The sequence below is a fragment of the Sphaerisporangium siamense genome (assembly GCF_014205275.1).
In the GTDB taxonomy this organism is placed as follows: domain Bacteria; phylum Actinomycetota; class Actinomycetes; order Streptosporangiales; family Streptosporangiaceae; genus Sphaerisporangium; species Sphaerisporangium siamense.
On sequence record NZ_JACHND010000001.1, the window covers coordinates 5,970,572 to 5,994,948 of the forward strand.

Genomic DNA, 24,377 nt, shown 5'->3' on the forward strand with positions numbered 1-24,377 from the left:
GTGCGAGGAGGAGGGCGGGTCACAGACCCGTATGCCGTGGTCCGGCGCGGGACGCGTGAGCGGGACCGGATCACCGCAGGGCGGCGATGGCCTTGTCGGTGGTCTCGTAGAAGGAGAACAGGCGGTCCAGGCCCATGATCTGGAAGATGTGGGCGATGTCGGAGTCCAGTGCGGCCAGGCCCAGCGCGGCGCCGGCCTGCTGGGCGCGCTGGTGGGCGGCGATCAGGATCGAGATGCCGGTGGAGTCGCAGAAGGTCAGGGCCGACAGGTCGATGACCAGCGCGTCGCCGGCGGCCAGCGTCAGCTCGTCGAGGGCCGCCCGCAGGCGGCGGGTGGTGTGGTGATCCAGGTCCCCGGCCACTACCAGCACCTGCAGGCGAGGCGAGTACGGCTGAAGGGTGACGGTCAGAGCGTGGTCATGCGGCACCAAGGCTCCTGAGGGGCTGCGGTCGTCGAGCGGACGGGAACGGACAGGGCGAGCACCGCGGTGTCGTCCGAGACGCCCTCGCCCAGGGACCCGATCAGTTTATGCACCGCGGCGAGGAGGTCGTCGGCGTCGGCGGGCGCGGCGGGGGCGAGGTAGGCGGCGAGCCCCTCCTCGTCCAGCCGGGACCCGGCCTCGGTACGGGCCTCGGTGAGACCGTCGGTGTACAGCAGCATCGCGTCTCCGGGGCGGAGGCGCGTGCTCACCTGCACGAATCGGGGCTCGCGCAGGATGCCGATGAGCTGCCCGCCCTCGGTGCGCAGCGCCTCGACGCCGCCGCCGGCGCGTACGACCAGGGCGGGAGGGTGTCCCCCGCCCGCGAGCGTGACGAGGAACCCGTCCGCGGCCGGTTCCAGGACCCCGAAGACGGCGGTGCAGTACGGCGGCGCGGCGCCGCCGGCGTGCTCCTGCTGCAGCACGGCGTCCAGGTTGGCAAGGACCCGGCACGGGTCGGGGTCGTAGACGGCGGCGGCGCGCAGCGTGTACCGGACCAGGGAGGTCAGGACGGCGGCGCCGGCGCCCTTGCCGCAGACGTCCCCGAGGAAGAATCCCCAGCGGTTGCCGTCGAGGGGGAACAGGTCGTAGAAGTCCCCGCCGACCTCGTCGGCGGAGTAGGGGTGGTAGGCGGCGGCCGCGGAGAGGCCCGGCACCTGGGGCAGCGCCGGGGGCAGCAGCGTGCGCTGCAGGATGCGGGCCAGGCGTTCGGCGTCGGCGCGCATCTCGCGTTCGGCGGCGACCACGCGGGCGGCGGCCAGCCGCAGTTCCAGCTCGTTGGTCACCAGGGCGGCCAGATCCCGCAGCGCGCCGAGCTCCTCGGCGTCCGCCTGCCGGGGGCGGACGTCCATGACGTTGACGCTGCCCAGGCGGTGGCCGCCGGGGGTGACCATGGGGGCCGCGGCGTAGAAGCGGACGCCGGGCACGCCGCCGACCATCGGGTCGGCCGCGACGCGCGGGTCGGCGTCGGTGTCGGGGATGACCAGGACGCCGTCGTGGTCGGCGGCCGCGGCGCACAGGCTCACATCGCGTCTGCTCGGGCGGGTCTGCGCCGGGGTGCCGTGGGCGGCGCAGCAGCGGACCCACTGGTCGTCGACGAGGGTGACGGTGGCCATGGGGGCGCGGAATATGCGCGCGGCCAGCGAGGCGACCCGGTCCAGGACGTCGTCGCCGGGGGCGTCGGGGATCGCGTGGCGGCGCACGGCCGGCGACCGGCGGGCTTCGTCGGCGGTGCTGACGTCAGGCTCCCTTCCACCGAGCTCCTTGAGGCGGACACAGGGCCTAGAGCGATTTGCCCTATTCTACGTAACCGTTGAGCTGGTCCTCGCACGACCGGGCCGGGCCGGTCGGGGGCCGGTGCCCGCGGGACGGTGACCAGGTCGGCGACCGCGGCGAGGACCGTGGTGATAAGACCGCCTCGGGGGGCAGGGCTCGGCGTGAGCGAAGGGGTGTCAGGTGACGCACTGTGACGACGCCGAGGACCGGCCGGTGACGATGGACGGGGCCGACATCTTCACCGTCGAGGACGAGGTCGGCCGGGATCTGGCGATGGTGGACTGGGGGGCGACCCCGCTCGGGCCGCCGGACGGGTGGCCGCAGAGCCTGCGGACGGCGGTGAGCATCGTCCTGTCGTCGCGGTTCTCCATGTGGATGGCATGGGGGCCGCGGTTGACGTTCTTCTGCAACGCCGCCTACCGCCGCGACACCCTGGGCCGCAAGTACCCGTGGGCGCTGGGCCGGCCCGCGAGTGAGGTGTGGGCGGAGATCTGGGACGACATCGGCCCGCGCATCGACGCCGTGCTGGCCACGGGGGAGGCGACCTGGGACGAGGCGCTGCTGCTGTTCCTGGAGCGGGCCGGCTACCCCGAGGAGAGCTACCACACCTTCTCCTACAGTCCGCTGCGCGACGACTCCGGCGCGGTGGTCGGCATGCTGTGCGTCGTCAGCGAGGACACCGAGCGGGTGATCGGCGAGCGGCGGATGGCGACGCTGCGGGACCTCGGCTCCGATCCGAGCGTGGTCCGCACCGAGCAGGAGATGCTGTCCTTCGCCTGCCGGCAGCTCGGCCGCAACCTGCAGGACCTGCCGTTCACCCTGACCTACCTGCTCGACGAGGACGGCGGCGCGCGGCTGGCGGGGGCGACGGGGATCGGCGCCGGGCACCCGGCCGCCCCCGTCGCCCTGACGCTCGACGAGCCCGGCGGGGTGTGGCCCGCGGCGGCGCTGGCCCGGGGCGAGTCGGTGCTCGTGCCGCTCGACGGCCCCGCGTTCGCCGGTCTGCCGTCGGGTGACTGGCCGGAGCCGCCCGCGCAGGCGCTGGTGGTGCCGCTGCTGCGGCAGGGCGGCGCGCCGTACGGGTTCCTGGTGGCCGCGCTCAACCGGTACCGGCCGCTGGACGACTCCTACCGCGGGTTCGTCGAGCTGGCCGCCGGGCATGTCGCGGCGGGGGTCGCCAGCGCCCGCGGGTACGAGGCCCAGCAGCGGCGCGCGGAGGAGCTGGCCGAGCTGGACCGCGCCAAGACCGTCTTCTTCTCCAACATCAGCCACGAGTTCCGCACCCCCCTGACCCTGATCATGGGGCCGGTGCGTGAGCTGCGGAACACGCTGGCCGGCGCCGGGGAGGAGGTGCGCCAGGACCTGGAGCTGGTCCACCGCAACGGCCTGCGCCTGGGCAAGCTCGTCAACACCCTGCTCGACTTCTCCCGCATCGAGGCCGGGCGCATGCAGGCGCGCTACGAGCCGGTGGACCTGGCGGCGGTGACCGCCGAGCTGGCCAGCGTCTTCCGCTCCGCGATCGACAAGGCCGGCCTGACCTTCGCGGTGGACTGCCCTCCGATGGCCGAGCCGGTGTACATCGACAGGGGCATGTGGGAGAAGGTGGTGCTCAACCTGCTGAGCAACGCGCTGAAGTTCACCTTCGACGGCTCGGTCGGCGTCACGGTGCGCGAGGAGGACGCCCACGCGGTGGTGACGATCACCGACACCGGCATCGGCATCCCGCCGCAGGAGCTGCCGCGGCTGTTCGAGCGGTTCCACCGCATCGAGAGCGCCCGGTCGCGCTCCAACGAGGGCAGCGGCATCGGCCTGGCCCTCGTCCAGGAGCTGGTCGGCCTGCACGGCGGCACCATCACCGCCGACAGCGCCGAGGGCGAGGGCACGACCTTCACCATCCGGCTGCCGGTCGGGTCCGCCCACCTGCCGGCCGACAGCCTGGTCTCCCCCGGCGCGACGGAGGCGGTCTCGGGCACCGCCGGGCCGTTCGTCGAGGAGGCGTTGCGCTGGCTCCCCGGGGAGCAACCGGGCGCCGAGGACACCGCCGCCCCCGGCGTCTCCCCCGGCGTCCGCCCCGCCGGCGCCGATCCCGGCGCGCAGGTCCGGGTGCTGATCGCCGACGACAACGCCGACATGCGCGAGTACCTGTCCCGCCTTCTCAAGGGCGCCGGGTACCTGGTCGGCGCCGTCGGTGACGGGCTGCTGGCTTTGGACGTCGTGCGCGCGGAGATGCCCGATCTCGTGGTGAGCGACGTGATGATGCCCCGCCTCGACGGCCTGGCCCTGGTCGCGGCGCTGCGGTCCGATCCGCGTACCGCCGGGGTGCCGGTGCTGCTGCTGTCGGCCCGCGCCGGGCAGGAGGCCGCCATCGAGGGCCTGGAGGCGGGCGCGGACGACTACCTGGTCAAGCCGTTCTCCGCCGCGGAGCTCCTGGCGCGGGTCCGTGCCACGGTGGAGTTGTCCCGGATGCGCAACCACCACACCCGCTGGCGCAACGCGATGATCGACTCCCTGCAGGAGGCGTTCTTCGTCGCCGACGACACCGGCGCGGTGATCGAGATCAACGCGGCGTTCACCGACATCCTGGGCTACGGGGCCGACGGGCTGCCCTACACTCCCCTGCACCCCTGGTGGCCGGACGAGGACGACGACCCGCAGGCCTTCGCGATCACCGCCGAGGCGTTCGCCCGGATGGTCGGCGAGGGCCGGGGGAACTGCGTGATCCCCGTCACCCACCGGGACGGGCACCGGATCTGGGTCGCGGTCACCTACAACGACGTCATCGACCCCGACACCGGCCGGCGCCGGGTCGTGGGCACCCTGCGCGACGTCACCTCCGACCGTTACCTGGTGCAGCGGGAGAGCGCGCTGGCCGCGCTCAGCGTGCGCGTCTCCCAGGCCGACGACCTCGGCGACGCCCTGCGCGGGGGGCTGGAGGCGCTGCGGGAGGTCTGGCAGGCCCGGCAGATCCCGGCGGCGGTGTGGAACGACGACGCCCCGCCGGAGGTCTTCTGCGCGCCGCCGGGCGACGGCTGGCAGGACCTGCCGGACACGGTGCGCGAGCGGCTGACGGCCCTGCGCGAGCAGGCGCCACTGCGTCCGGTCGCCGCCGAGGCGGGCGGGGCCGGCATCACCCTGGAGCATCCCGAGGGCCTGCTGACCATCTGGGTCGACCTGGGCAGGAACCGGCCCTTCACCCGGGAGGACCAGACCCTGCTGGCGCTGCTGGCCGGGCACCTCGGCCAGGGCCTGCACCGCGTCCACCAGCTCGACCGGCAGCGCGCGGCGGCCGTGGCCCTCCAGCGCGCCATCCTCGGCCCGTCCCGGCTGCCGGCGGGCTTCGCCGTGCGCTACGAGCCGGCCGGCCGCCCTCTGGAGGTGGGCGGCGACTGGTACGACATCGTGCCGCTGGACGGCGAGCGCGTCGGGATCGTGGTCGGCGACTGCGTGGGGCACGGGCTGGAGGCCGCCGCCGTGATGGGGCAGTTGCGCAGCGCCTGCCGGGCCCTGCTGCTGCAGGACGCCGACCCCGCGCAGGTGTTCACCGCCCTCGACCGGTTCGCCGCCCTGGTCCCCGGCGCCAAGTGCACCACCGTCTTCTGCGGCATCCTGGACACCGCCACCGGCGACCTGGTGTACTCCAGCGCCGGGCATCCCCCGGGCATCCTCGCCCACTCCGACGGGACCACCCTGCTCCTGGAGGGCGGCCGCTCGACCCCGCTGGCCGTGCGGCCGGGCCATCCGCGGCCGGAGGCCCGGTGCACCATGCCGCCCCGGTCCACCCTGCTGCTGTACACCGACGGCCTGGTGGAGCGCCGCCGGCGTCCGCTGACCACCGGCATCGGTCAGGCGGGCCTGGCTCTGCAGGCGGGCCGGACCACGCCCATCGAGGACCTGGCGGCCGACGTGATGAACATTCTCGCGCCGGAGGGCGGCTTCAACGACGACGTCGCCCTGCTGCTGTACCGCCAGCCCGCCCCGCTGGAGGTCGCCTTCCCCGCCGAGTCCGGCCAGCTCGCCCCGGTGCGCACCGCGCTGCGGGACTGGCTGGCCCGCTGCCAGCTCACCCCCTCGATGATCCAGAACGTGCTGGTCGCGGCCGGGGAGGCCTGCGCCAACGCGATCGAGCACGGGCACCGCCACGCCCCCGGCCGCACGATCCGGCTGCGGGCGGTCGCCACCGTCGACGACCTGCATCTGACGGTCGCCGACTCCGGCCTCTGGAAGCCCCCGCGGCTGGAGGCCGACTCCCATCGCGGCCGCGGCGTCGCCCTCATGCGCGCCCTGATGCAGGAGGTCACCATCCACCCCGGCGCCGCCGGGACCACCGTCGACATGCATGCGAGGATCTCCTGATGACCACCCCCCTGACCGTGGTCGCCTCGGAGCGGCCCGACGGCACCCCGGTGCTCGCCGTCACCGGCGAGATCGACATGAGCAACGCCGGCGTCCTGGACGACGCGCTGACCACGTCGGCCGGCGACGACGCGCTGCTGGTCGACCTGAGCGCGGTGGAGTATCTCGACAGCGCGGGCCTGACGGTCCTGTTCTCCCACGCCGCGCGCATCCGGGTCCTCGCCAACCCGGTGATCGCGCCCGTCCTGACGATCTCCGGTTTCACGGAGGTCACCACCGTCGAGTGAGCCGCCCTCGGCGGGAGGGGCATGGCGGGTGACGTGCGATTCCGTTGCCTGATCAGTTCGAGGAGGTTTTTGTCCGGACATCTTTATGTCCGCTACCCTGATCAGTCAGCGATCGCACACGGAGCCGGGAGAAGGCATGGGCACGCCACTCGACATCGATCTCGATCGCTCCAGCCCCGTGCCGCTGTACTTCCAGGTCGCCGAGCAGATCGCCGAGGCCATCCGGCGGGGCGACCTCGCCCCGGGGGCGCGGCTCGACAACGAGATCCTGCTCGCCGACCGCCTGGGACTGTCACGCCCGACGATCCGCCAGGCCATCCAGTACCTCGTGGACAAGGGCCTGCTGGTGCGCAAGCGCGGCGTCGGCACCCAGGTCGTGCACGGGCAGGTCAAGCGCTCGGTGGAGCTGACCAGCCTGTACGACGACCTGCGCCGCGCCGGGCAGGACCCGACCACCCAGGTGCTGTCCCTCGGGCCGGTCGGCGCCGACGAAGAGATCGCCTCGGTCCTCGGCGTCCCGGCGGGCGCCGAGGTGCTGCGCCTGGAGCGGGTGCGCTACGCCGGCGGCGAGCCGCTGGCCCTGCTGCACAACTGGCTGCCCGCCGCGGCCGGGCTGACCTCCGAGGTGCTGTCGCGACGCGGCCTGTACGAGCTGCTACGGGCGGCCGGGGTGCGCATGCGGGTGGCCAACCAGCGCATCGGCGCGCGGGCGGCCACCCCCGCCGAGGCGCGCCTGCTGGACGAGCGCAGGGGCGCCCCGCTGCTGACCATGGTGCGCACCACCTACGACGACCAGGGCAGGGCCGTGGAGCACGGCTCGCACGTCTACCGCGCCTCGCACTACTCGCTGGAGGTCACGCTCATCGAGCGCTGATCGGCCGGCCCGGCCCCGGCGGCGGTCACGCGGGCGGCGCGGCGCTTGAGCAGCAGCGTCGTGCCCAGGCCGAACAGCAGGGCGACGACCAGCGCCACCCAGGAGAAGCCCTTGAGCCACCGGTCGGCCGCCATGCCGAGGTAGTAGATCACGGCGGTGGTGCCGCCCGCCCAGGTGATGCCGCCGAGCACGTTGGCCACCAGGAACCGCCAGTACGGCATGTGCAGGGCGCCCGCCAGCGGCCCGGCCAGGATGCGCAGCAGGGCGATGAAACGCCCGAAGAAGACCGCCCACATGCCCCACCGGTCGAACGCCTGCTGCGCCTTGGCGATGTGGGCGGGCCCGAAGTGCTTGGGGAACCGCCGGGCGAGGCGGTCGAACAGCGGCTGCCCGCCCCGGCGGCCGATGGCGTAGCCGATGGAGTCGCCGATGATGGCGCCCGCGCTGGCGCACACCCCCACCCACAGCGGGTCGACGACGTGCTGCGCGGACAGCAGCGCGGCGCTGACGAGGACGACCTCACCGGGCAAGGGGATGCCCAGGCTCTCCACGCCGATCACGCCGCCGACGATCACGTAGATCCAGATGGCCGGAATCGCCTGGAGCCACTCATCGACATGCATGGCTCACACCCTATGCCGTGCGATGGGCGTTCCCTCCCCTGCGGCGGGCCCCTAGGGGGGTTCCATACGGTGTCCTGCCGATACTGAAGGAAAGCGGGCACGACGGCCGCCTTGGGCGGTATGGCGGGAGGAGGTCACCGGATGGCGGACTGGCGCCGGTCGCGTCTGATCGCGAGGGTCTACGACTTCTGGATCACCCATGAACGGCTGGGCGCGCCCGGGGGCAGGCTCCTGTGGGGCGCCGACATGCGGCGCTTCTACCTCGACCTGCGGGACGCGGCCAGGCCGGGCGCGGGCGAGCGGGTGCTGGACGTGCCGTGCGGCGGAGGCACCGCCTTCACGGCGCTCACGCCGGAGGCGGGCGGCTACGTGGCGGTGGACGTCTCCGCGCTGATGCTGCGCCGGGCCCGCGACCGCGCGCGGCGCCGGGGGCTGCGCCTGGCCGGCCTGCTCCAGGCGGACGTGACCCGGTTGCCGCTGGCGGACGGCGCGTTCGACCGGTGCCTCAGCTCGCTGGGGCTGCACTGCTTCGCCGACCCGGCCGCGGCGCTGGCCGAGATGGCGCGGGTGCTGCGGCCGGGCGGGGCGCTGTGGGGCACGGTGGTCGTGCGCGGGACCGGGTGGCGGCGGGACGCGTTGATCCGCGTGCTGCGCCGCGCGGGCGCGTTCGGCGCCGTGATCACGGCCGAGGACCTGGCGCGCATGCTGGAGGCGGCCGGTTTCCATGACGCCGACGTGCGCCTCAACGGCGCGATCGCCCGCTTCTCGGCGCGCCGGACCTGACTTTCTCGGCCCGCCGGGCCTGACCGCGTTCGACACGCGGGTCCCGGGCCCGGCGCGGCGACCGGATCCGGGCGGGGCCGTGGTCAGGCGAGGGCGCGGACGGCGTGGTGGGCGGCGTCGCGCATGGCGGCGTGGACGCGGGCGTTGTCCTCGCGGCCGGTGCGGGCCTCCACCAGGCGCAGGCCCTCGCCGCGGATGGCCTTGGGCAGGTCGCCGATCGTGGCCAGCGGCGTGTAGGGGGTGCCGGTGGCGGCGGCGACGGCCGACAGGTCCACGCCGTGGGGGGTGCCGAAGACGCGCTCGAAGGAGTCGGGCAGGGCGGCCTGCGGCAGCAGGGAGAAGATGCCGCCGCCGTCGTTGTTGACCACGACCAGGCACAGGTCCGGACGCGGCTCGCGCGGCCCGAGGATCAGCCCGTTCTGGTCGTGCAGCAAGGTCAGGTCGCCGAGCAGGGCGTAGGAGGGCCCGTTGTGCGCCAGGGCCGCGCCGACGGCGGTGGACACCAGCCCGTCGATGCCCGAGGCGCCGCGGTTGGCCATCAGCCGCAGGCCCCTGCGCGGGCGCATCGCCTGGTCCAGGTCTCTGATCGGCATGGAGGAGCCGGTGAACAGCAGCGCGTTGTTGGGCAGCAGCTCGGCCAGGTCCCTGGCCAGGCGCGGCTCGCTGAGCCCGCTGTCGTCGAGCACCGCGTCCACGGCCCGCCGGGCGGCGGCCTCGGCCGTGCGCCAGGAGCGCAGCCAGCCGTCGTCGCCCGAGGCGGCGGCGATCTCGACGGCGGCGGCGACCTGGGTGGCCGAGCGGGTCGGGTCGGGCCAGCGCGTCAGGTCGGGGCTGACGACGATGTGCTCCTGGGCGTGTTTGAGCCACGACATCAGGGGCCGCGACAGGCTCGGACGGCCCAGCGTGACCACGACGTCGGGGCTGTGGGCGTCGGCGAACTCCGGGACGCCCAGCAGGAAGTGGTAGGTCGAGATGGCGTGGTCGCCGTAGCGGGCGCCGCCGCTGGGCTCCGACAGCACCGGCCAGCCGGCCATTCCCGCGGCGGCGACGTGGCGGCGCACGTTGACGGCGCCGTCACCGACCACCAGCACCCCGCGCCGGGTCGGGGTGACGTGCAGCCCGGCCGAGGGGGGCGCCACCCGGGCCCGCACCCAGGGGCCGTCGCCGCCCTCCAGGGGCTCGCACCAGGAGGTGTCGCCGTCGGGGATCAGCGGCTCGCGGAAGGCCAGGTTGAGGTGGACGGGGCCGGGGTCGCCGGGGCCGAGGGCGCGCTGGTAGGCGCGGCAGGCCAGCGAGCGCCAGTAGGCGACCTGGCCGGGACGCTCCTCGGGCACGCCGACCTCGGCGAACCAGCGGACCGACGGCCCGTACAACTTGAGCTGGTCGATGGTCTGGCTGGCGCCGGTGCCGCGCAGCTCGGGCGGGCGGTCGGCCGTCAGCAGCAGGAGCGGGACGCCGGACTCACTCGCCTCGATCACCGCGGGGTGGAAGTTGGCGGCGGCGCTGCCCGAGGTGCAGACGAGCGCGACCGGCCGCTCGGACCTGCGGGCCAGGCCGAGGGCGAGGAAGGAGGCCGACCGCTCGTCGATGCGCACGTGCAGCCGCAGCCGCGGGTCGCCGTGGGCGGCGACGGCGAGCGGCGCCGACCGGGATCCGGGGGCCAGCACGAGGTCGGTGAGCCCGCAGCGCACCAGCTCGTCGAGCAGCACGCCGCTCAGCGCCGTGGCCGGGTTCACCGGGCCTCCCCTACGCGGGCACGGCGACGCCTGACGGGCTGCGGGACGGGGTGGCGTGCCCTCATGGACGCGCGGAGGGACGACCGCAGGAGCGGGAACGGCACGGGGTCACGGCGCCGCGGACCCGATGGACACCGACCCGGCCGACACGGACGGACTCGATGGCGACCTGACCGACGCGAACCGAACAGCCGTAGACAGGCTCGACGCGGACGTGACCCACGCGGACGGGCTTCACGCGGACGATTTCGACGCGGACTTGGGCGACGCGGACCTGACCCACGCGAAGGGGCTCCACCGGAACGGCTTCGACACGGACCTGACCTACGCGGACGGGGTCCGTGCGGCCGGCTTCGACACGAACCCGGCCCACGCGGACAGGGTCCACCAGGACGACTTCGACGGGAGCGTGACCGATGCGGACTGGATTGGCGGGAACGGGATGGTGGTGCTCGACGGGCCGGTCGCAGTCGACGGTGCACACGGTCAGTCTCGCTCCTCACTCGGCCCGGCGCGGCCACGAGGCGCCCCGCGCGAGGGACGCCTCCCATCGGGACTAACCTTACGACCGTGGGTGAGCGTCCGGTGCACGCGGTACTCGGCACTCCCGGCCCGCTGGTTGTGGAGAAGATCCGCGAGGCGCTCCTCGGCGGCGGCCCGGCCGTGCTGCCGCTCGATCCTTCCCTGCCGGGCCCCGCGCTGCGGGCGACGCTGGCGGCCCTGCGCCCCACACACCTGGTCACGGACGAGGGCGTCGAGGCCCTGCCCGGCGGGGTCCCCGCGGACGGCGCGGTCGCGGCGATCATCGCCACCAGCGGGTCCACGGGCACGCCCAAGGGGGTGGAGCTGCCCGCCGCCGCGCTGGTCGCCTCGGCGTCCGCCTCGCTGGAGCGGATCGGCGCCCGCCCGGGCGAGCGCTGGCTGTGCTGCCTGCCCCCTTCGCACGTCTCCGGCCTGCAGGTGCTGGTCCGGGCCCTGCTCGGCGGCACCGAACCGGTGGTCCACGAACGGTTCTCCCCCGGCGCGGTGGCCGCCGCGGGCGCCGACCACGTCTCCCTGGTCCCCACCCAGCTCCGGCGCGTGATCGACGCCGGGGTGCCGCTGACGGGCCTGCGCACGGTCCTGCTCGGCGGCGCCGCGCCCCCGCCCGGCCTTCTGGAGGCCGCCCGGGGCGCGGGCGTGCGCGTGGTGACCACGTACGGCATGAGCGAGACGTGCGGGGGGTGCGTCTACGACGGCGTCCCGCTGGAGGGCGTGCGGGTGGCGGCCGGCGCGGACGGGCGGATCCGCCTCGGCGGGCCGGTGCTGTTCGCCGGGTACCGGCTGCGGCCCGACCTGACGGCGGCGGCCATGGACGGCGGCTGGTACGTGACCTCGGACCTGGGGACGGTCGAGGGGGGCCGGCTGCGGGTGCTGGGCCGCGCGGACGACGTGATCAACACCGGTGGGCGCAAGGTCGTCGCCGGGACGGTGGCCGGGGTGCTGGGCGCGCACCCGGGCGTGCGGGAGGCCGTCGTGCTCGGCCGGCCGCACCCGGAGTGGGGGCAGGAGGTCGTGGCGGTCGTCGTCCCGGCCGACCCCGCCGCTCCCCCGGCGCTGGCGGAGCTGCGCGCGCACGTCAAGACGCGCCTGCCCGGGTACGCGGCGCCGCGCGCGGTGCGGCTGGTGGACCGGCTGCCGCTGCTCCCGAACGGCAAGCATGACCTTGTCGCGATAAGAGAAGAGATTTCTAGGTTTGTTGGCACAAGAGATCTTTCTTGACCACAATGTCCCGGCAAGGGAACCGGAAGCAGTGTCCAGCGCGTCTTAAAGGACAGCTGGACCCAGGAAGGACGCCTTGATGAAGCCAACCCGCAAGATGTGGATCTCCGCCGCGGTGACCGGTGTGGTCCTCGCCGGGGGCATCTCCGTCGCGGCCGCCGCCGCGTCCGGCCGGGTGGAACAGGCCGACAAGGCCGGGTCGAAGACCTCCGAGACCTACGGCCCGGGCGAGGCTCCGGGACAGATCCCCGGCCCCGAGATCCCCCCGAACGCCGAGCCGACCCGCTCGCCGGAGACGTTCGTGGTCACCGACCCCGACGTCAACGGCGACCCCCGCAAGGTGGCGGAGTTCTGGACCGAGAAGCGCCTGGAGGACGCCGAGCCGCTGCCGATCCCGGTCCTCACGCCGGAGAAGACGCCCACCAAGAAGCCGGGCGGCTGACGGCGGGGCCGCGAGCCGGGGAAGGCGGGCGCCGGGACGGCGGCCCGCCTTCTTTCATGCCGGGAGCCCGCCGCGCGCGACGGCCGTGACCGGCCCCGGAGGTAGGGCCCCCACGCCCCCCGCACGGCGGGCGGTGTCGAAGGCCCGATCCGGGGCAGAGGGCATTCCACCAGGGACGACGAAGCCGAGGAACAGGAGTTGATCAACCACGGTCTTGTGGGCGGCGGGAACAAACCACGGCTTCCGGCGTTATTGATACTGGTGCGCCGAACGCGAAACGCCGCGCCATCCCATCGACTGAAACCGACGACTCCGTGACGGAGGAGGTGTGCTCATGCCCAGAACCACCGCGGCGGCCCCGGCCGAGAGCGAGGCGCCCGCGACGACCCTCGCCCGGATCATCGACCAAGGCCGGACGCAGGGTCACCTTTCCCTCGCGGAGCTCCGCGAGGCGTTCTCGTCGGCGGGGATCGGCCCGGCCAAGGGCCGTTCCATCCTGCGCGAGCTCACCGAGGCCGGCGTGAGCCTGGCGACCGAGAACGAAGCCGCCCCGCAGGTGGGCGCCCCGGCCGGGAAGACCCGTAAGAGCACCACAGTGAAGACCACCGTGAAGAGCGCAATGACCAGCACCACCACCTCCAAGCCCGCGCACACCGGCGTCCGGGCGGCCGGCGCGGAGACCGCCGAGGCCCGCCCCCGGCGCGGCCGGGCCGCCCACAAGACCGCCGCCCCTCCCGCCCCCGCGCGGCCCGCCCCCAAGGACGAGCCCGTCTCCGGCCCTGAGGACTCCTGGGAGGAGCCCGACGAGGCCGAACTGCAGAACGAGACCCTCGACCTGGACGACCAGTCCTCGGTCATGGGGGACTCGGTGCACACCTACCTCAAGTCCATCGGCCGCCGCACGCTGCTGACCGCGGCCGAGGAGGTCGAGCTGGCCAAGCGCATCGAGGCGGGCCTGTACGCCGAGCACAAGCTGGAGACCGGCTCTCCCGGCGAGCAGGAGCGCACCGAGCTGGGGTGGGTCGTCGAGGACGGCCGCCGCGCCAAGGACCACATGCTGGAGGCCAACCTCCGCCTGGTGGTGTCGGTCGCCAAGAAGTACACCGACCGCGGCATGGCCCTGCTGGACGTCGTGCAGGAGGGCAACCTCGGGCTGATCCGCGCGGTCGAGAAGTTCGACTACTCCAAGGGCTACAAGTTCTCCACCTACGCCATGTGGTGGATCCGCCAGGCGATCCAGCGCGGTTTCGCCGACTCGGCGCGCACGATCCGCCTGCCGGTGCACGTACTGGAGCTGCTGTCCAAGCTGTCGCGCGTCGAGCGCGACATGCACCAGCGGCTGGGCCGCGAGCCCACTCCCGAGGAGCTGGCGGTCGAGCTGGACAAGACCCCCGACCAGATCGAGGAGCTCCTGCGCACCAGCCGCCAGCCGATCAGCCTCAACGCGACGATCGGCGAGGACGGCGAGACCACGATCGGCGACCTGATCGAGGACGTCGACGCGCCCGAGGCCTCCGAGGTCGTGGACCGTCAGCTTCTCGGCGCCGAGCTGCGCGGCGTGCTGGACAACCTGACCCCGCGCGAGGCCAAGATCATGGCGCTGCGCTTCGGGCTGATCGACGGCAAGCCGCACACGCTGGACGAGATCGGCAAGCACCTGGGCCTGACCCGGGAGCGGATCCGCCAGCTGGAGAAGGAGTCCCTCTCCAAGCTCCGCCACCCGAGCAACACCCGACCCCTGCTCGACTGGGCGAGCTGACCCCCGCCTACCGTTCATCCCGGCCGGCTCGGTCCACCCGAGCCGGCCGGACCGTTTCCGGGGCCGTTCCTCTAGTGCGTGGGGGCGGTGCCGGCGCCGGAGGGGTAGGCGCGCGGGGCGCGGACGATGCCGGTGAGGCGGTTCTCCTCGCGCAGGGTGCGCAGGCGGTCGACCTCGGCGGTCCACTTGGCGCCCTCGGGGGTGGCGACCCCCTTGCGGCGGCGGATGCGGTCGTCGTAGGCGCGCACGCCGAGAGTCGCCCGGCGGGCCGCCTCAGCGGTGCGCAGCGCGTCGGTCAGCGCGCGGTCGAAGGCCAGGCCCGCGGCGCGCAGCTCGGCGGTGCCCGCGCCCTCGGCCTGCGCCCGGCGCAGCTCGCGCTCGGCCTCGCGCGCCTTGTGGAGCACCTGGGCGAAGCCCTTCCCGACCTCCTGGTCGGCGTGGTGCCTGACCTCCGCCTCCCGGCTCACCCTCGGACGGAAAAACGCCATCGCGCTGCCCTTTCTCGGCCTTTTCGCCGGTGATCCGGCGCTTGTCGCACGCCCTAGCGTACGCCGCTCCGGGAGCGGCCGGGTTCGCGGACCGGCGCGGCGGCCTTTACAAAGTAAGTCATATTGTGGATCATGGCGGCATGCCGGCGAAACGACCTCCCGTTCCCCTGTCCCGCGAGCGCATCATCGAGGCGGCGCTCCACATCGCCGACGGCCAGGGCCTGCGGCGGCTGACCATGCGGCGTCTCGGCGACGCGCTGCAGGTGGAGGCGATGGCCATCTACCACCACCTGCCGCGCGGCAAGGAGGCGCTGATGGACGCGCTGGCCGAGCACGTCACCACCGTCGCGGTCGAGCCGTCCGGCGCGGCGAGCTGGCAGGAGGTGGCCCGCGCGTGGGCCCGCGCCGCCAGGACGGCCCTGCTCGACCACCCCGGCGTGCTGGCCCTGGCACTGACCAAGCCTCCCCGGGGCACCGCGCTGACGGCGATCCGCGAGCAGACCCAGCAGCTCGCCGAGGCGGGCCTGGACGACGCGCCGCGCGCCGTGCGCACCCTGCGGGCCTTCGTGATGGGCAGCGTGGCGGTGGAGATCCAGCGCTCCGGCTGGGCCGCGGGCCCCGCGGACGACGACGAGGACGCCCTCCCCCACCCCGGCCCGGGTTCCGGGACGGCGGCCCTCGCGGGGCGGGAGGGCGCCGAACCGGCCGAGGAGGCCGTGGACGCCTTCGAGCGGGGCCTGGAGGCCGTGCTCAGGGGGCTCGCCCCGGCGTAACCATACGTTTATCCGTTCGGCGGCGAGTCGTATTGAGACCGTTATCTTGGCTGGGGCACGCTTGTGCCGCAGGTCACACCGCATGAGACCAGCCCTGCCGGCCCCCTTGACCCCCCTAATCGAAGGATCTAAACCGTCCTAATGGGCTATGTCGCCCGCGTGTGACCCGCAGCACACTTACTCTGTAAGTGTGTGCCAGCACACACATCGACAGCAAAGCGTTCGGCCCCGTCCGACGGGGGCGGGGGAATCGGAGCGGGCGAAGGCGCCCACGCCGAGAACCCCGGCCGGACACCAGACCGAGAGAGAGATCCGGAGGCACGCCGATGTGCCCGCATGAGCCGTCCTGTCCGAGCACCACCGCGCCGGACCGCGAAGCCGCCCGCACGATCGCGGCACACCCTGAGCAGGGGTGGAGCCTGTTGTGCAACGGCATCGTGCTTTTCGAGGACACCGGGGAGCTCCTGCCCGACGGCGCGATCATCGCCCCGCACCGCCCCACCGACCTCGCGATCAGCGCGGCCTGACACCCTCACGCGTAACGGGGGCCGAGCCACTCCGCGACCACCTCGCCCACCCGGGCGGGGTTTTTCTTGAACTCGTGCGCCTCACCCGGCAGCACGACCAGCTTGGCGGCGTCCGCGGCGTCGGGCACGCCGAAGGGATCGCGGTCGCCGTTCACCACGAGCACCTCCACGCCCGCCTCGCGCAGTTCACCGGCCCGTGAGCGGTCGGGCCTGCCCGGCGGGCGCAGCGGGAAGGCCAGCGCCACCACGGCCTCCGCCCCGGCGGCGCGCGCGGTCCTGCAGGCCACCCGTGCCCCGTTGCTCCGCCCTCCCTGCACGAGGGCCAGCCCGGGATACCGGCGCCGCAGCTCGGCCACCAGAGCCGTCCACGCCTCGTCCTGGCGGACGGCCGACCCTGGGGCCCGGGCCCCGGCCACCCGGAACGGCTGCAGCACCCGCGCCACCGTTCCGCCGACGCCGGTGACGGCGTCGCGCACCGCCAGCAGGTCGGGCGACTCCACGCCCCCGGCGGACCCGTGGGTGAGCACGAACAGGAACCGCGAACCGGGGGCCTCGTCGACCTCCACGATCGCCGGGCCGCTCGGCGTCACGATGCGCATGGCCCACACCGTACCTGCGGAGGACGCCGCTACTTCTCGCGGGGGATGTCCTCGGCCGGAGGTGCGTGACAGATTAGGGCGGTGCCGGATAATCCACGCGATGAGCTGCGGGCGACCGTCGAGGCCAGGCGCGATCTCGGGCCCGACTACGAGAACGCGCTGATCGAGTCGTTCCTCGACAAACTGGACACCACGCTCGATACCCGGGTGCGCGCGGCGGTGGCCGCCCAGAACGGGCATCCCGACGGCTACGCCCCGCCCTACGGCGGCCCGCAGCCCGCGCCGGGCAATCCCCCCTCGCAGCGGGTCGACCCCTCGCTGCCGATCGCGCTCGGATCGCTGGGCATCGGCGTCCCGCTCACGGCGATCGCCGCGGCCGGCGCCGGGCCCGGGGGGCTGTTCCTGGCCTGGACGGGCATCGTTCTCGTCAACATCGCCGCCGCCCTGGGCCGCCGCAAGGGCCGCTGACCCGGCGCGAGGGGCCCCCGGGCTGAACTCTGGTCCGGGAAGGGCCTCTGCGGGCGCCTGGGGCCGCTCAGCCGGTGGTGTGCCCGCCGCCCGGGGTCGCGCCGCCGGCCGCCGCGCCGTCCCCGGCCGTGTACCGCTCCCCCGCCTCGTCCTCGCCCTCGTCCGGTAAGTACTCGCCGTCCGGGGCGTCGTCGGCGAAGGCCGCGTCGTCGCGGGCCCGGCGCAGGCGCACCTGGGCCGCGACCTCCTCGTCGGGGTGGCCGAGGCCGTAGTCCCACACCGTGGCGGCGTCGGCGTCCCTGCCGCGCAGCGGGAGCACGCGGGCCAGCAGCTCGATCGCCAGCGCCGTGCCGTCGGGGTCGCCGGCCTCCTCGGCGGCGGAGGCGAACTCGCCGCACGCCAGGTCCAGGTGGGCCATGCCGAGCAGCACGCGCAGCCGCCCCTGCTCGGCGGCGTCCGGCACCTGCAGCGCCTCGGCGGCCACGTCGGCGGCCTCCCCCGCCGCGCCGTCCTCCAGCAGCCGCCCGGCCAGGAGCTGGGCGGCCCGGGAGCCCACCACGGGGTCGCCGGTGGCCAGCGCCGCCCGCAACGCCGCCTCGGCCGCCGATTCGTCGCCCTGCCGCTCGGCGATGCGCGCCAGCGCCATGTGGGCCGCGGGCAGGTAGGCCGGGGTCCCGAGGCCGATCACCGCCTGCCAGGCGGCGCGCGCCTGGTCGCCGAGGTCCTCCTCCTCGAACCCGCGGGCCAGCAGGCAGGCCGCCTGGGCGGCGTACTCCGGGTGGCCGGTGGCCAGGGCCGTGCGGGCCGCGGCCCTGGACCCGGCGACGTCGCCGCGCCGCTCCAGCACCACGGCCAGGCCGACGGCGGCCTGGGCGCGGTCGGCCCCGCCGTCGTCGGCGGCCAGTTCGGCGAAGATCTCGGCCGCCGCGTCCAGCTCGCCGTTCTCGGCGAGCCGCCGCGCGTCGTCGATCCGCCGGCCGGAGTCCACCTCGTGCGCCGCCATCAAGACCTCTTCTCCGCGTGGGGGGAGTGGGGGGAACCGCGGGTCTCGCGACGCGGAAGGCGCCGTCGCGCGCGACATATTATGCCGATCGGGACGGCCTCCGGGGCGGCGTACGTCAGTCCTCGTAGGCCTCCAGCGGGGGGCAGGAGCACACCAGGTTGCGGTCGCCGTAGGCCTGGTCGATGCGGCGGACCGGCGACCAGTACTTGCCCTCGCGCAGCGCCGGGACGGGGTAGGCCGCCTCGGTGCGCGTGTAGGGGTGCTTCCAGTCGTCGGCCACCAGGCAGTCGGCGGTGTGCGGGGCGCCCCGCAGGGGGTTGTCGGCGCGGTCGTAGGCGCCGGAGGCCACCTTGGCGATCTCGCACCTGATCGCGATCATGGCGTCGCAGAAGCGGTCCAGCTCGGCCAGGTCCTCGCTCTCGGTGGGCTCGATCATCAGGGTGCCCGCCACCGGGAAGGACATGGTCGGCGCGTGGAAGCCGTAGTCGATCAGGCGCTTGGCGACGTCGTCGACGGTGACGCCGGTCTCCTTGGTGATCTGGCGCAGGTCCACGATGCACTCGTGCGCCACCAGGCCCTCGCGGCCGGTGTAGAGCACCGGGTAATGGGGAGCGAGCCGGCGCGCCAGGTAGTTGGCCGACAGGATGGCCTGCTCTGTGGCCGCCGTGAGGCCCTCGCCGCCCATCATGCGCACGTAGGCCCACGAGATGGGCAGGATGCCCGCCGAGCCGTACGGCGCCGCCGAGACCGGCCCGACCGGCCCGCCGTCCCGCAGCGGGTGGCCGGGCAGGTAGGCCGCCAGGTGGGCGCGCACCGCGACCGGGCCGACGCCGGGGCCGCCGCCGCCGTGCGGGATGCAGAAGGTCTTGTGCAGGTTCAGGTGGGAGACGTCGGCGCCGAACTCGCCGGGCTTGGCCAGCCCGACCAGGGCGTTGAGGTTGGCCCCGTCGACGTAGACCTGGCCGCCGGCCTCGTGGACGCGCGCGCAGATCGCGGTGATCGTCTCCTCGTACACGCCGTGCGTGGAGGGGTAGGTCACCATGATCGCGGCGAGCCGGTCGCGGTGCTTGCCGATCTTGGCGTCGAGGTCGGCGAGGTCCACGTTGCCCTGGTCGTCGCAGGCCACCACGACCACCCGCATGCCGGCCATGACGGCGCTGGCGGCGTTGGTGCCGTGCGCCGAGGACGGGATGAGGCACACGTCGCGCTCGAGGTCGCCGTTGTCGCGGTGGTAGGCGCGGATGGCCAGCAGGCCGGCGAACTCGCCCTGGGAGCCGGCGTTGGGCTGCAGCGAGACCGCGTCGTAGCCGGTGACCTCGGCCAGCCAGCGCTCCAGGTCGCCGATGAGCGCGAGGTAGCCCTCGGTCTGGTCGGCGGGCGCGTAGGGGTGCAGGCCGGCCAGCTCGGGCCAGGTGATCGGCTCCATCTCGGTGGTGGCGTTGAGCTTCATCGTGCACGAGCCGAGCGGGATCATCGACCGGTCCAGCGCGATGTCCTTGTCCTGGAGCCGGCGCAGGTAGCGCAGCAGCGCGGTCTCGGAGCGGTGCGCGCGGAACACCGGGTGGGCCAGGTACTCGGTGGAGCGCAGCAGCTCGGCGGGCAGCGCGTCGGAGGCGGCGGTGTCCACGTCCTCCAGGACGACGCCCTCCAGGCCGAAGGCCTCCCAGACCGCGGCCAGGTGGCCGCCGGTGGTGGTCTCGTCGCAGGCGACGCCCACGTGGTCGGCGTCCATCTGGCGCAGGTTGATCCCGCGGGCGCGGGCGGCGGCCACTACCTCGCCGGCCCGGCCGGGCACCCGGGCCAGCACCGTGTCGAAGAACGCCTCGTGGACGACCTCGACGCCCGCGCCGCGCAGCCCGGCGGCCAGGACGGCCGCGTGCCGGTGGACGCGCTGGGCGATGCGCCTGAGCCCCTCGGGGCCGTGGTAGACGGCGTACATGCCGGCGATGACGGCGAGCAGGACCTGGGCGGTGCAGATGTTGCTGGTGGCCTTCTCCCGGCGGATGTGCTGCTCGCGGGTCTGCAGGGCCAGGCGGTAGGCGGGGCGGCCGTCGGCGTCCTGGGAGACCCCGACCAGGCGTCCGGGCATCTGCCGCTGCAGGCCCTCGCGGACGGACATGTAGGCGGCGTGCGGGCCGCCGAAGCCGAGCGGGACGCCGAAGCGCTGGGAGGAGCCCACGGCGATGTCGGCGCCGAGGAGGCCGGGCGACTCCACCAGGGTGAGGGCCAGCAGGTCGGCGGCGGCGACCACCAGCGCGCCGCGGGCGTGCGCCTCCGCGGCCAGGGCGCGGAAGTCCTTGAGCCGGCCGCTCGCGCCCGGGTACTGGACCAGGACGCCGAACAGCTCGCCCTCGGGCAGCCCCTCGGACAGGTCGGCCTCGGCCAGCTCGATGCCGAGAGGCTCGGCGCGGGTGGCGAGCACGGCCTTGGTCTGCGGGAGCGCGTCGGCGTCCACGACGAACACCGGGCTCTTGGCGCGGCCCGCGCGGCGGGCCAGCGTCATCGCCTCGGCGGCGGCGGTGGCCTCGTCCAGCAGGGAGGCGCCGGCGACGTCCAGGCCGGTGAGGTCGGCGATCACGGTCTGGAAGTTGAGCAGGGCCTCCAGGCGGCCCTGGGAGATCTCGGGCTGGTAGGGGGTGTAGGCGGTGTACCAGCCGGGGTTCTCCAGCAGGTTGCGCCGGATGACGGCCGGGGTGATCGTGTCGTGGTAGCCCAGGCCGATCATGGTGGTGAGCACGCGGTTGCGGGCGGCCAGGGCGCGCAGCTCGGCGATGGCCTCGGTCTCGCTCGCCGCCAGGGGCAGGTGCAGCGGGCCCTCGGCGCGGATCATGCCGGGCACGGCGACGGCGACCAGGTCGGCGACGGAGGCGTAGCCGACGGCCTGCAGCATGCGCGCCTGCTCGTCGTCGGAGGGGCCGATGTGCCGCGTGGCGAAGGGCGGTGCGGACAGGTCGCGAAGCGGTGACCGATCGGTCATGGGTGCCCTCCTGAAGGGGTAGAGACCGGGCGCGTGGCGCGCTCGTGTGCCGTCTCCCCCTCTGTCAGCGCGGCGGGTGCCACGACCTGAGAGCTTCACCCCCCGCGGGGGGCTTGCACCGTCGGTGAGGCACGCCTGGCGGGCATGCCTGCTTTCCAGAGTCGCCTCGTCCGCGCGGTACGTGGGCCTGAGAGATTCCGGGGAGGTTGCTCCTTCGGCGCCCGGGCCAGCGGGCCGGCGCCGCGGCCGCGGCGCCTGCTCGTGCCCTCGGGTCTCTCCCGCGCGGGGTCGTAAGCCTTGAACCAACTGTACCCGCCCGTCCCGGCCGGGAGGCTACCCCAGTACCGCCCCGCCACGCGGGCGCGCGCGGGCGCCGGGTTCGCCGTACGCGGCCCCACACCGCGACCCCGCGAACCCGGGGACCGTCCCTGCCGGTCGCCGCCGATCCCCCGCCGGTTCCGGCCGGGGGGACGGCAGCCGGTCAGCCCGTCCTGCGGGCCTTCCTGCGCCGAGCCAGCTCGTCACCCGGGTGGTCCTCCGCGGTGGCGGCCGGCTCCACGCGTTCCCCCGGCAGCTCCGCCAGGGTGCCCTCGACCTCGCGCCAGACGCCGCCGAGGGCGATGCCGAACACGCCCTGGCCGCCTTCCAGCAGGTCGATGACCTCGTCGGCCGAGGTGCACTCGTAGACGCTCACGCCGTCGCTCATCAGCGTGATCTGCGCCAGGTCGTTGACCCCGCGCTCGCGCAGGTGGTGGACCGCGGTGCGGATCTGCTGGAGCGACACCCCGGTGTCGAGGAGGCGCTTGACCACCTTGAGCACGAGGATGTCGCGGAAGCTGTAGAGCCGCTGCGAGCCCGAGCCATGGGCCGGCCGCACCGACGGCTCGACGAGCTGGGTCCTGGCCCAGTAGTCGAGCTGCCGGTAGGTGATGCCGGCCGCCGAGCAGGCCGTCGGGCCGCGGTATCCCACGTCGGCGGGCAGCGACGCCGGCCGCTCGTCGAACAGCAGGCCCTGCTCTCCCGCGCGTTCCCGCGCCGACCGGCGCTGGGCCGGATCGTGCTGGCCGGCCGTCTTTCCCTCGCCGCTGCTGACCGCCACTGCGGACCTCCGGCTTTCTCTCATCCCACGGCCTGATCTGGGGGTTCGTGAATTACAACCGTGGTTTCCCTTGCACCGTAGGACCGGTGCGATGCTCAGTCAACGATCCCACCCGGCGCGTCGTGAAGCGTAAATGCCCGATATGGCGCACTGGGCTAACCCGCACGGCCGAAGTCCTCCGGGGTGATCGTGTCCAGGAACTCGCGGAACTTCTCGACCTCGTCCTCCTGGTCGTCGGGGATGATGACGCCGGCCTCGCGCACCACGTCCTCGCTGGCGAAGATGCTCGTGCCGGTGCGCAGCGCGAGCGCGATCGAGTCCGAGGGGCGTGCGCTCACCTCGACCCCGTTGGAGAACACCAGGTCGGCGAAGAAGATCCCGTCGCGCAGCGCCACGATGTTGACCGCCTGCAACCGCACGCCGAGGGCTTCGATCACGTCCTTGAACAAGTCGTGGGTGAGCGGCCGCGGAGGCGGCTCCTCGGCCTGTGCCAACGCGATGGCCGTGGCCTCGGTCATGCCAATCCAGATCGGCAGATATCGCTCACCCTTCGCCTCCTTCAGAAGGACGATGGGCTGGTTGGTGGGCATCTCCACGCGGACCCCCACGACCTCCATCTGCAACACACGCGGCTCCGTCCCATTGGGTCACCGGCCCGCTCCGGGCCTGCTCCCTTACGGCTCTCAGCTCGCGGCGTGACCATCGCCGCAAAATTCAACGTAACATCCTCCCACCCCGAAATGTCCGGGCGGCTCCGTCACCGGCCGAGAATGCCCCGCAGACCGGTCCTCACCAGGGCGGTGCGCAGTTCCTGGAGCAGTCCGGAGATCTCGCGGGCGGTCTCCTCGGCCTGGCCGGCGGCGCCGGGGGCGCGGCGGCGCATGAGGGGCGCGACGGCCTGCTCGACGAGGCCGGCCTCGCGCTCGGCGGCGGCCCGCAGCGCCCGCAGGTGGCGGGGGTGCAGGCCGAAGCGGGCGAGCGCGCCGCAGGCCCTGGCGACGGTCAAAGCCTCGGCGTCGTACCAGCGGGCGACCGGGGTGACCAGCCCGTAGTCCTCCAACTCGGCGAGGGTCTCCTCGTCCAGGCCCGTGGCCTCCAGCAGGTCGGGGCGGGTCAGCCTGACCTCGGGCGCGGGAGGGTCGCCGACGGGGCGCGGGCCGCCGAGCGGCGCGTCCTGCGGGTCGGCGGTCATCAGATGGTCCTTGATGACGCGCAGCGGCAGGTAGCGGTCACGCTGGGCGGTGAGGATGTAGCGCAGGCGCTCGACGTCGGCGTGGGTGAACTTGCGGTACCCCGAGGGCGAGCGCTGGGGCTCGATGAGCCCCTCGCCCTCCAGAAAGCGGATCTTGGAGACGGTGACGTCGGGGAAGTCCGCCCGGAGGATCTCCAGGACCTCCCCGATGCTCATGAACGCCCGGGCGGCCTGCGCGCTCATCACCGTCCCACCTCACCCACGCGTGAGGAACACCAGCCGGAACTTGCCGATCTGGACTTCGTCACCGCCGGTCAGGGGGTGCTCCTCGATGCGCTCCCGGTTGACGTAGGTGCCGTTGAGGCTGCCGACGTCGCGGGCGGTGAAGTAGTCGCCGCGCCGGTAGAACTCGGCGTGACGGCGCGACACCGTCACGTCGTCGAGGAAGATGTCGCTCTCGGGGTGGCGGCCCGCGGTGGTGAGATCGCTGTCGAGGAGGAAGCGGCTCCCGGCGTTCGGCCCGCGCATCACGACCAGCAGCGCCGTGCCCGGAGGCAGCTGGTCGACGGCCGCGCGATCGGGTAGGAGCGTCTGCCCCGTCGTCTCCGAGTCCATCGCCTCGATCCCGCTGAGGGAGATCGTGGAGGTGGTGTCCCCCACCGGCGTGCTCTCGGGACGGCTCAGCGGCGACCCGCAGCGTGAGCAGAAACGGGCGTCCTCAGGGTTGGCATTGCCGCACTGCGTGCAGTAGACGCTCGGCATCGATCGGCTCGGCCTCCTACCGCGAAGTCGCGGCGACGGTGCTCTGGGCGGCGTGCCTCGGGTCTTCGCTTCTCATGGTGTCAGACTGCGAATGCCGCAACATACGCTGATGAGTCGC

At 74.0% G+C, this 24,377-nt stretch carries 22 protein-coding genes and 1 riboswitch; of the genes, 10 read left to right on the top strand and 12 right to left on the bottom strand.

Features of this window, described 5'->3' with window-relative positions; genetic code table 11:
* Positions 1-70 precede the first annotated feature (70 nt).
* Both BJ982_RS27505 and BJ982_RS27510 read right to left on the bottom strand, forming a co-directional pair.
* Entirely contained in the window at positions 71-427 is a 357-nt protein-coding gene (locus BJ982_RS27505) for an STAS domain-containing protein (RefSeq protein ID WP_239122660.1), read from the bottom strand.
* The gene (locus BJ982_RS27510; protein WP_184884768.1) at positions 406-1,680 is read right to left on the bottom strand and encodes a PP2C family protein-serine/threonine phosphatase; all 1,275 of its coding nucleotides are present in this window, start codon (positions 1,678-1,680) and stop codon (positions 406-408) included. The genes BJ982_RS27505 and BJ982_RS27510 overlap by 22 nt, the downstream gene beginning before the upstream one ends.
* A gap of 253 nt (positions 1,681-1,933) precedes the next feature.
* Here BJ982_RS27510 and BJ982_RS27515 point away from each other — a divergent pair, with 253 nt between their 5' ends.
* From BJ982_RS27515 to BJ982_RS27525, 3 genes are all read left to right on the top strand, one after another.
* Positions 1,934-6,106 (top strand): SpoIIE family protein phosphatase, encoded by a 4,173-nt coding sequence (locus tag BJ982_RS27515; protein ID WP_239122661.1) that lies wholly within the window; start codon positions 1,934-1,936, stop codon positions 6,104-6,106.
* Entirely contained in the window at positions 6,106-6,393 is a 288-nt protein-coding gene (locus BJ982_RS27520; protein ID WP_184884770.1) for an STAS domain-containing protein, read from the top strand. The genes BJ982_RS27515 and BJ982_RS27520 overlap by 1 nt, the downstream gene beginning before the upstream one ends.
* A gap of 136 nt (positions 6,394-6,529) precedes the next feature.
* Positions 6,530-7,267 carry a GntR family transcriptional regulator gene (locus tag BJ982_RS27525; RefSeq protein WP_184884772.1) on the top strand — a complete coding sequence of 246 codons (738 nt, stop codon included), beginning with the start codon at positions 6,530-6,532 and terminating at the stop codon, positions 7,265-7,267.
* On the opposite strand, the gene BJ982_RS27530 is transcribed toward BJ982_RS27525, so the two are convergent.
* Positions 7,234-7,890, bottom strand: a complete 657-nt coding sequence (locus tag BJ982_RS27530) for a DedA family protein (protein ID WP_184884774.1) — start codon at positions 7,888-7,890, stop codon at positions 7,234-7,236. The two genes, BJ982_RS27525 and BJ982_RS27530, sit on opposite strands and share 34 nt — an antisense overlap.
* A gap of 141 nt (positions 7,891-8,031) precedes the next feature.
* Here BJ982_RS27530 and BJ982_RS27535 point away from each other — a divergent pair, with 141 nt between their 5' ends.
* On the top strand, positions 8,032-8,673 hold the full coding sequence (locus BJ982_RS27535) for a class I SAM-dependent methyltransferase (RefSeq protein WP_184884776.1): 642 nt from the start codon (positions 8,032-8,034) through the stop codon (positions 8,671-8,673).
* 83 nt (positions 8,674-8,756) lie between these two features.
* Here BJ982_RS27535 and menD read toward each other — a convergent pair whose 3' ends face one another.
* Positions 8,757-10,409 carry a 2-succinyl-5-enolpyruvyl-6-hydroxy-3-cyclohexene-1-carboxylic-acid synthase gene (gene menD, locus BJ982_RS27540; RefSeq protein ID WP_184884777.1) on the bottom strand — a complete coding sequence of 551 codons (1,653 nt, stop codon included), beginning with the start codon at positions 10,407-10,409 and terminating at the stop codon, positions 8,757-8,759.
* A gap of 570 nt (positions 10,410-10,979) precedes the next feature.
* On the opposite strand from menD, the gene BJ982_RS27545 reads away from it, so the two are divergent.
* The 3 genes from BJ982_RS27545 (at position 10,980) to BJ982_RS39760 (ending at position 14,371) form a co-directional block, all read left to right on the top strand.
* Positions 10,980-12,170 carry an AMP-binding protein gene (locus tag BJ982_RS27545; RefSeq protein ID WP_239122662.1) on the top strand — a complete coding sequence of 397 codons (1,191 nt, stop codon included), beginning with the start codon at positions 10,980-10,982 and terminating at the stop codon, positions 12,168-12,170.
* A 79-nt stretch (positions 12,171-12,249) separates the two neighbouring features.
* Positions 12,250-12,612 (top strand): hypothetical protein, encoded by a 363-nt coding sequence (locus tag BJ982_RS27550; protein WP_184884781.1) that lies wholly within the window; start codon positions 12,250-12,252, stop codon positions 12,610-12,612.
* 334 nt (positions 12,613-12,946) lie between these two features.
* Positions 12,947-14,371, top strand: a complete 1,425-nt coding sequence (locus BJ982_RS39760) for an RNA polymerase sigma factor (RefSeq protein WP_239122663.1) — start codon at positions 12,947-12,949, stop codon at positions 14,369-14,371.
* Positions 14,372-14,442: 71 nt separating this feature from the next.
* Here BJ982_RS39760 and BJ982_RS27560 read toward each other — a convergent pair whose 3' ends face one another.
* Positions 14,443-14,838, bottom strand: a complete 396-nt coding sequence (locus tag BJ982_RS27560) for a hypothetical protein (RefSeq protein WP_239122664.1) — start codon at positions 14,836-14,838, stop codon at positions 14,443-14,445.
* Between the two features lie 161 nt (positions 14,839-14,999).
* Between BJ982_RS27560 and BJ982_RS27565 the strand changes: the two genes are divergently transcribed.
* Both BJ982_RS27565 and BJ982_RS27570 read left to right on the top strand, forming a co-directional pair.
* Entirely contained in the window at positions 15,000-15,632 is a 633-nt protein-coding gene (locus tag BJ982_RS27565) for a TetR/AcrR family transcriptional regulator C-terminal domain-containing protein (protein WP_184884784.1), read from the top strand.
* Between the two features lie 326 nt (positions 15,633-15,958).
* Positions 15,959-16,159: a DUF5999 family protein gene (locus tag BJ982_RS27570; protein ID WP_184884786.1), complete on the top strand. Its 201-nt coding sequence runs from the start codon at positions 15,959-15,961 to the stop codon at positions 16,157-16,159.
* 5 nt (positions 16,160-16,164) lie between these two features.
* Here BJ982_RS27570 and BJ982_RS27575 read toward each other — a convergent pair whose 3' ends face one another.
* Positions 16,165-16,758, bottom strand: coding sequence for an alpha/beta hydrolase family protein (locus BJ982_RS27575; RefSeq protein WP_184884788.1), 594 nt, complete (start codon positions 16,756-16,758; stop codon positions 16,165-16,167).
* An 81-nt stretch (positions 16,759-16,839) separates the two neighbouring features.
* Between BJ982_RS27575 and BJ982_RS27580 the strand changes: the two genes are divergently transcribed.
* A complete protein-coding gene (locus BJ982_RS27580) occupies positions 16,840-17,226 on the top strand; it encodes a hypothetical protein (RefSeq protein ID WP_184884790.1) in 387 nt (128 codons plus the stop codon).
* 67 nt (positions 17,227-17,293) lie between these two features.
* On the opposite strand, the gene BJ982_RS27585 is transcribed toward BJ982_RS27580, so the two are convergent.
* The 6 genes from BJ982_RS27585 to BJ982_RS27610 all read right to left on the bottom strand — a co-directional run bounded on the left by BJ982_RS27585 (position 17,294) and on the right by BJ982_RS27610 (position 24,259).
* Positions 17,294-18,229, bottom strand: a complete 936-nt coding sequence (locus tag BJ982_RS27585; protein WP_184884792.1) for a hypothetical protein — start codon at positions 18,227-18,229, stop codon at positions 17,294-17,296.
* 115 nt (positions 18,230-18,344) lie between these two features.
* The gene (gene gcvP / locus BJ982_RS27590; protein WP_184884794.1) at positions 18,345-21,206 is read right to left on the bottom strand and encodes an aminomethyl-transferring glycine dehydrogenase; all 2,862 of its coding nucleotides are present in this window, start codon (positions 21,204-21,206) and stop codon (positions 18,345-18,347) included.
* A gap of 165 nt (positions 21,207-21,371) precedes the next feature.
* Positions 21,372-21,497: riboswitch (glycine riboswitch) on the bottom strand.
* Positions 21,498-21,687: 190 nt separating this feature from the next.
* Positions 21,688-22,305: a MerR family transcriptional regulator gene (locus tag BJ982_RS27595; RefSeq protein WP_184884796.1), complete on the bottom strand. Its 618-nt coding sequence runs from the start codon at positions 22,303-22,305 to the stop codon at positions 21,688-21,690.
* Between the two features lie 155 nt (positions 22,306-22,460).
* Positions 22,461-22,931, bottom strand: a complete 471-nt coding sequence (locus BJ982_RS27600) for a bifunctional nuclease family protein (RefSeq protein ID WP_184617838.1) — start codon at positions 22,929-22,931, stop codon at positions 22,461-22,463.
* Positions 22,932-23,062: 131 nt separating this feature from the next.
* Positions 23,063-23,740: a transcriptional regulator FtsR gene (gene ftsR, locus BJ982_RS27605; protein ID WP_184884798.1), complete on the bottom strand. Its 678-nt coding sequence runs from the start codon at positions 23,738-23,740 to the stop codon at positions 23,063-23,065.
* Positions 23,741-23,752: 12 nt separating this feature from the next.
* Entirely contained in the window at positions 23,753-24,259 is a 507-nt protein-coding gene (locus tag BJ982_RS27610; RefSeq protein WP_184884800.1) for an FHA domain-containing protein, read from the bottom strand.
* Between the last annotated feature and the right edge of the window lie 118 nt (positions 24,260-24,377).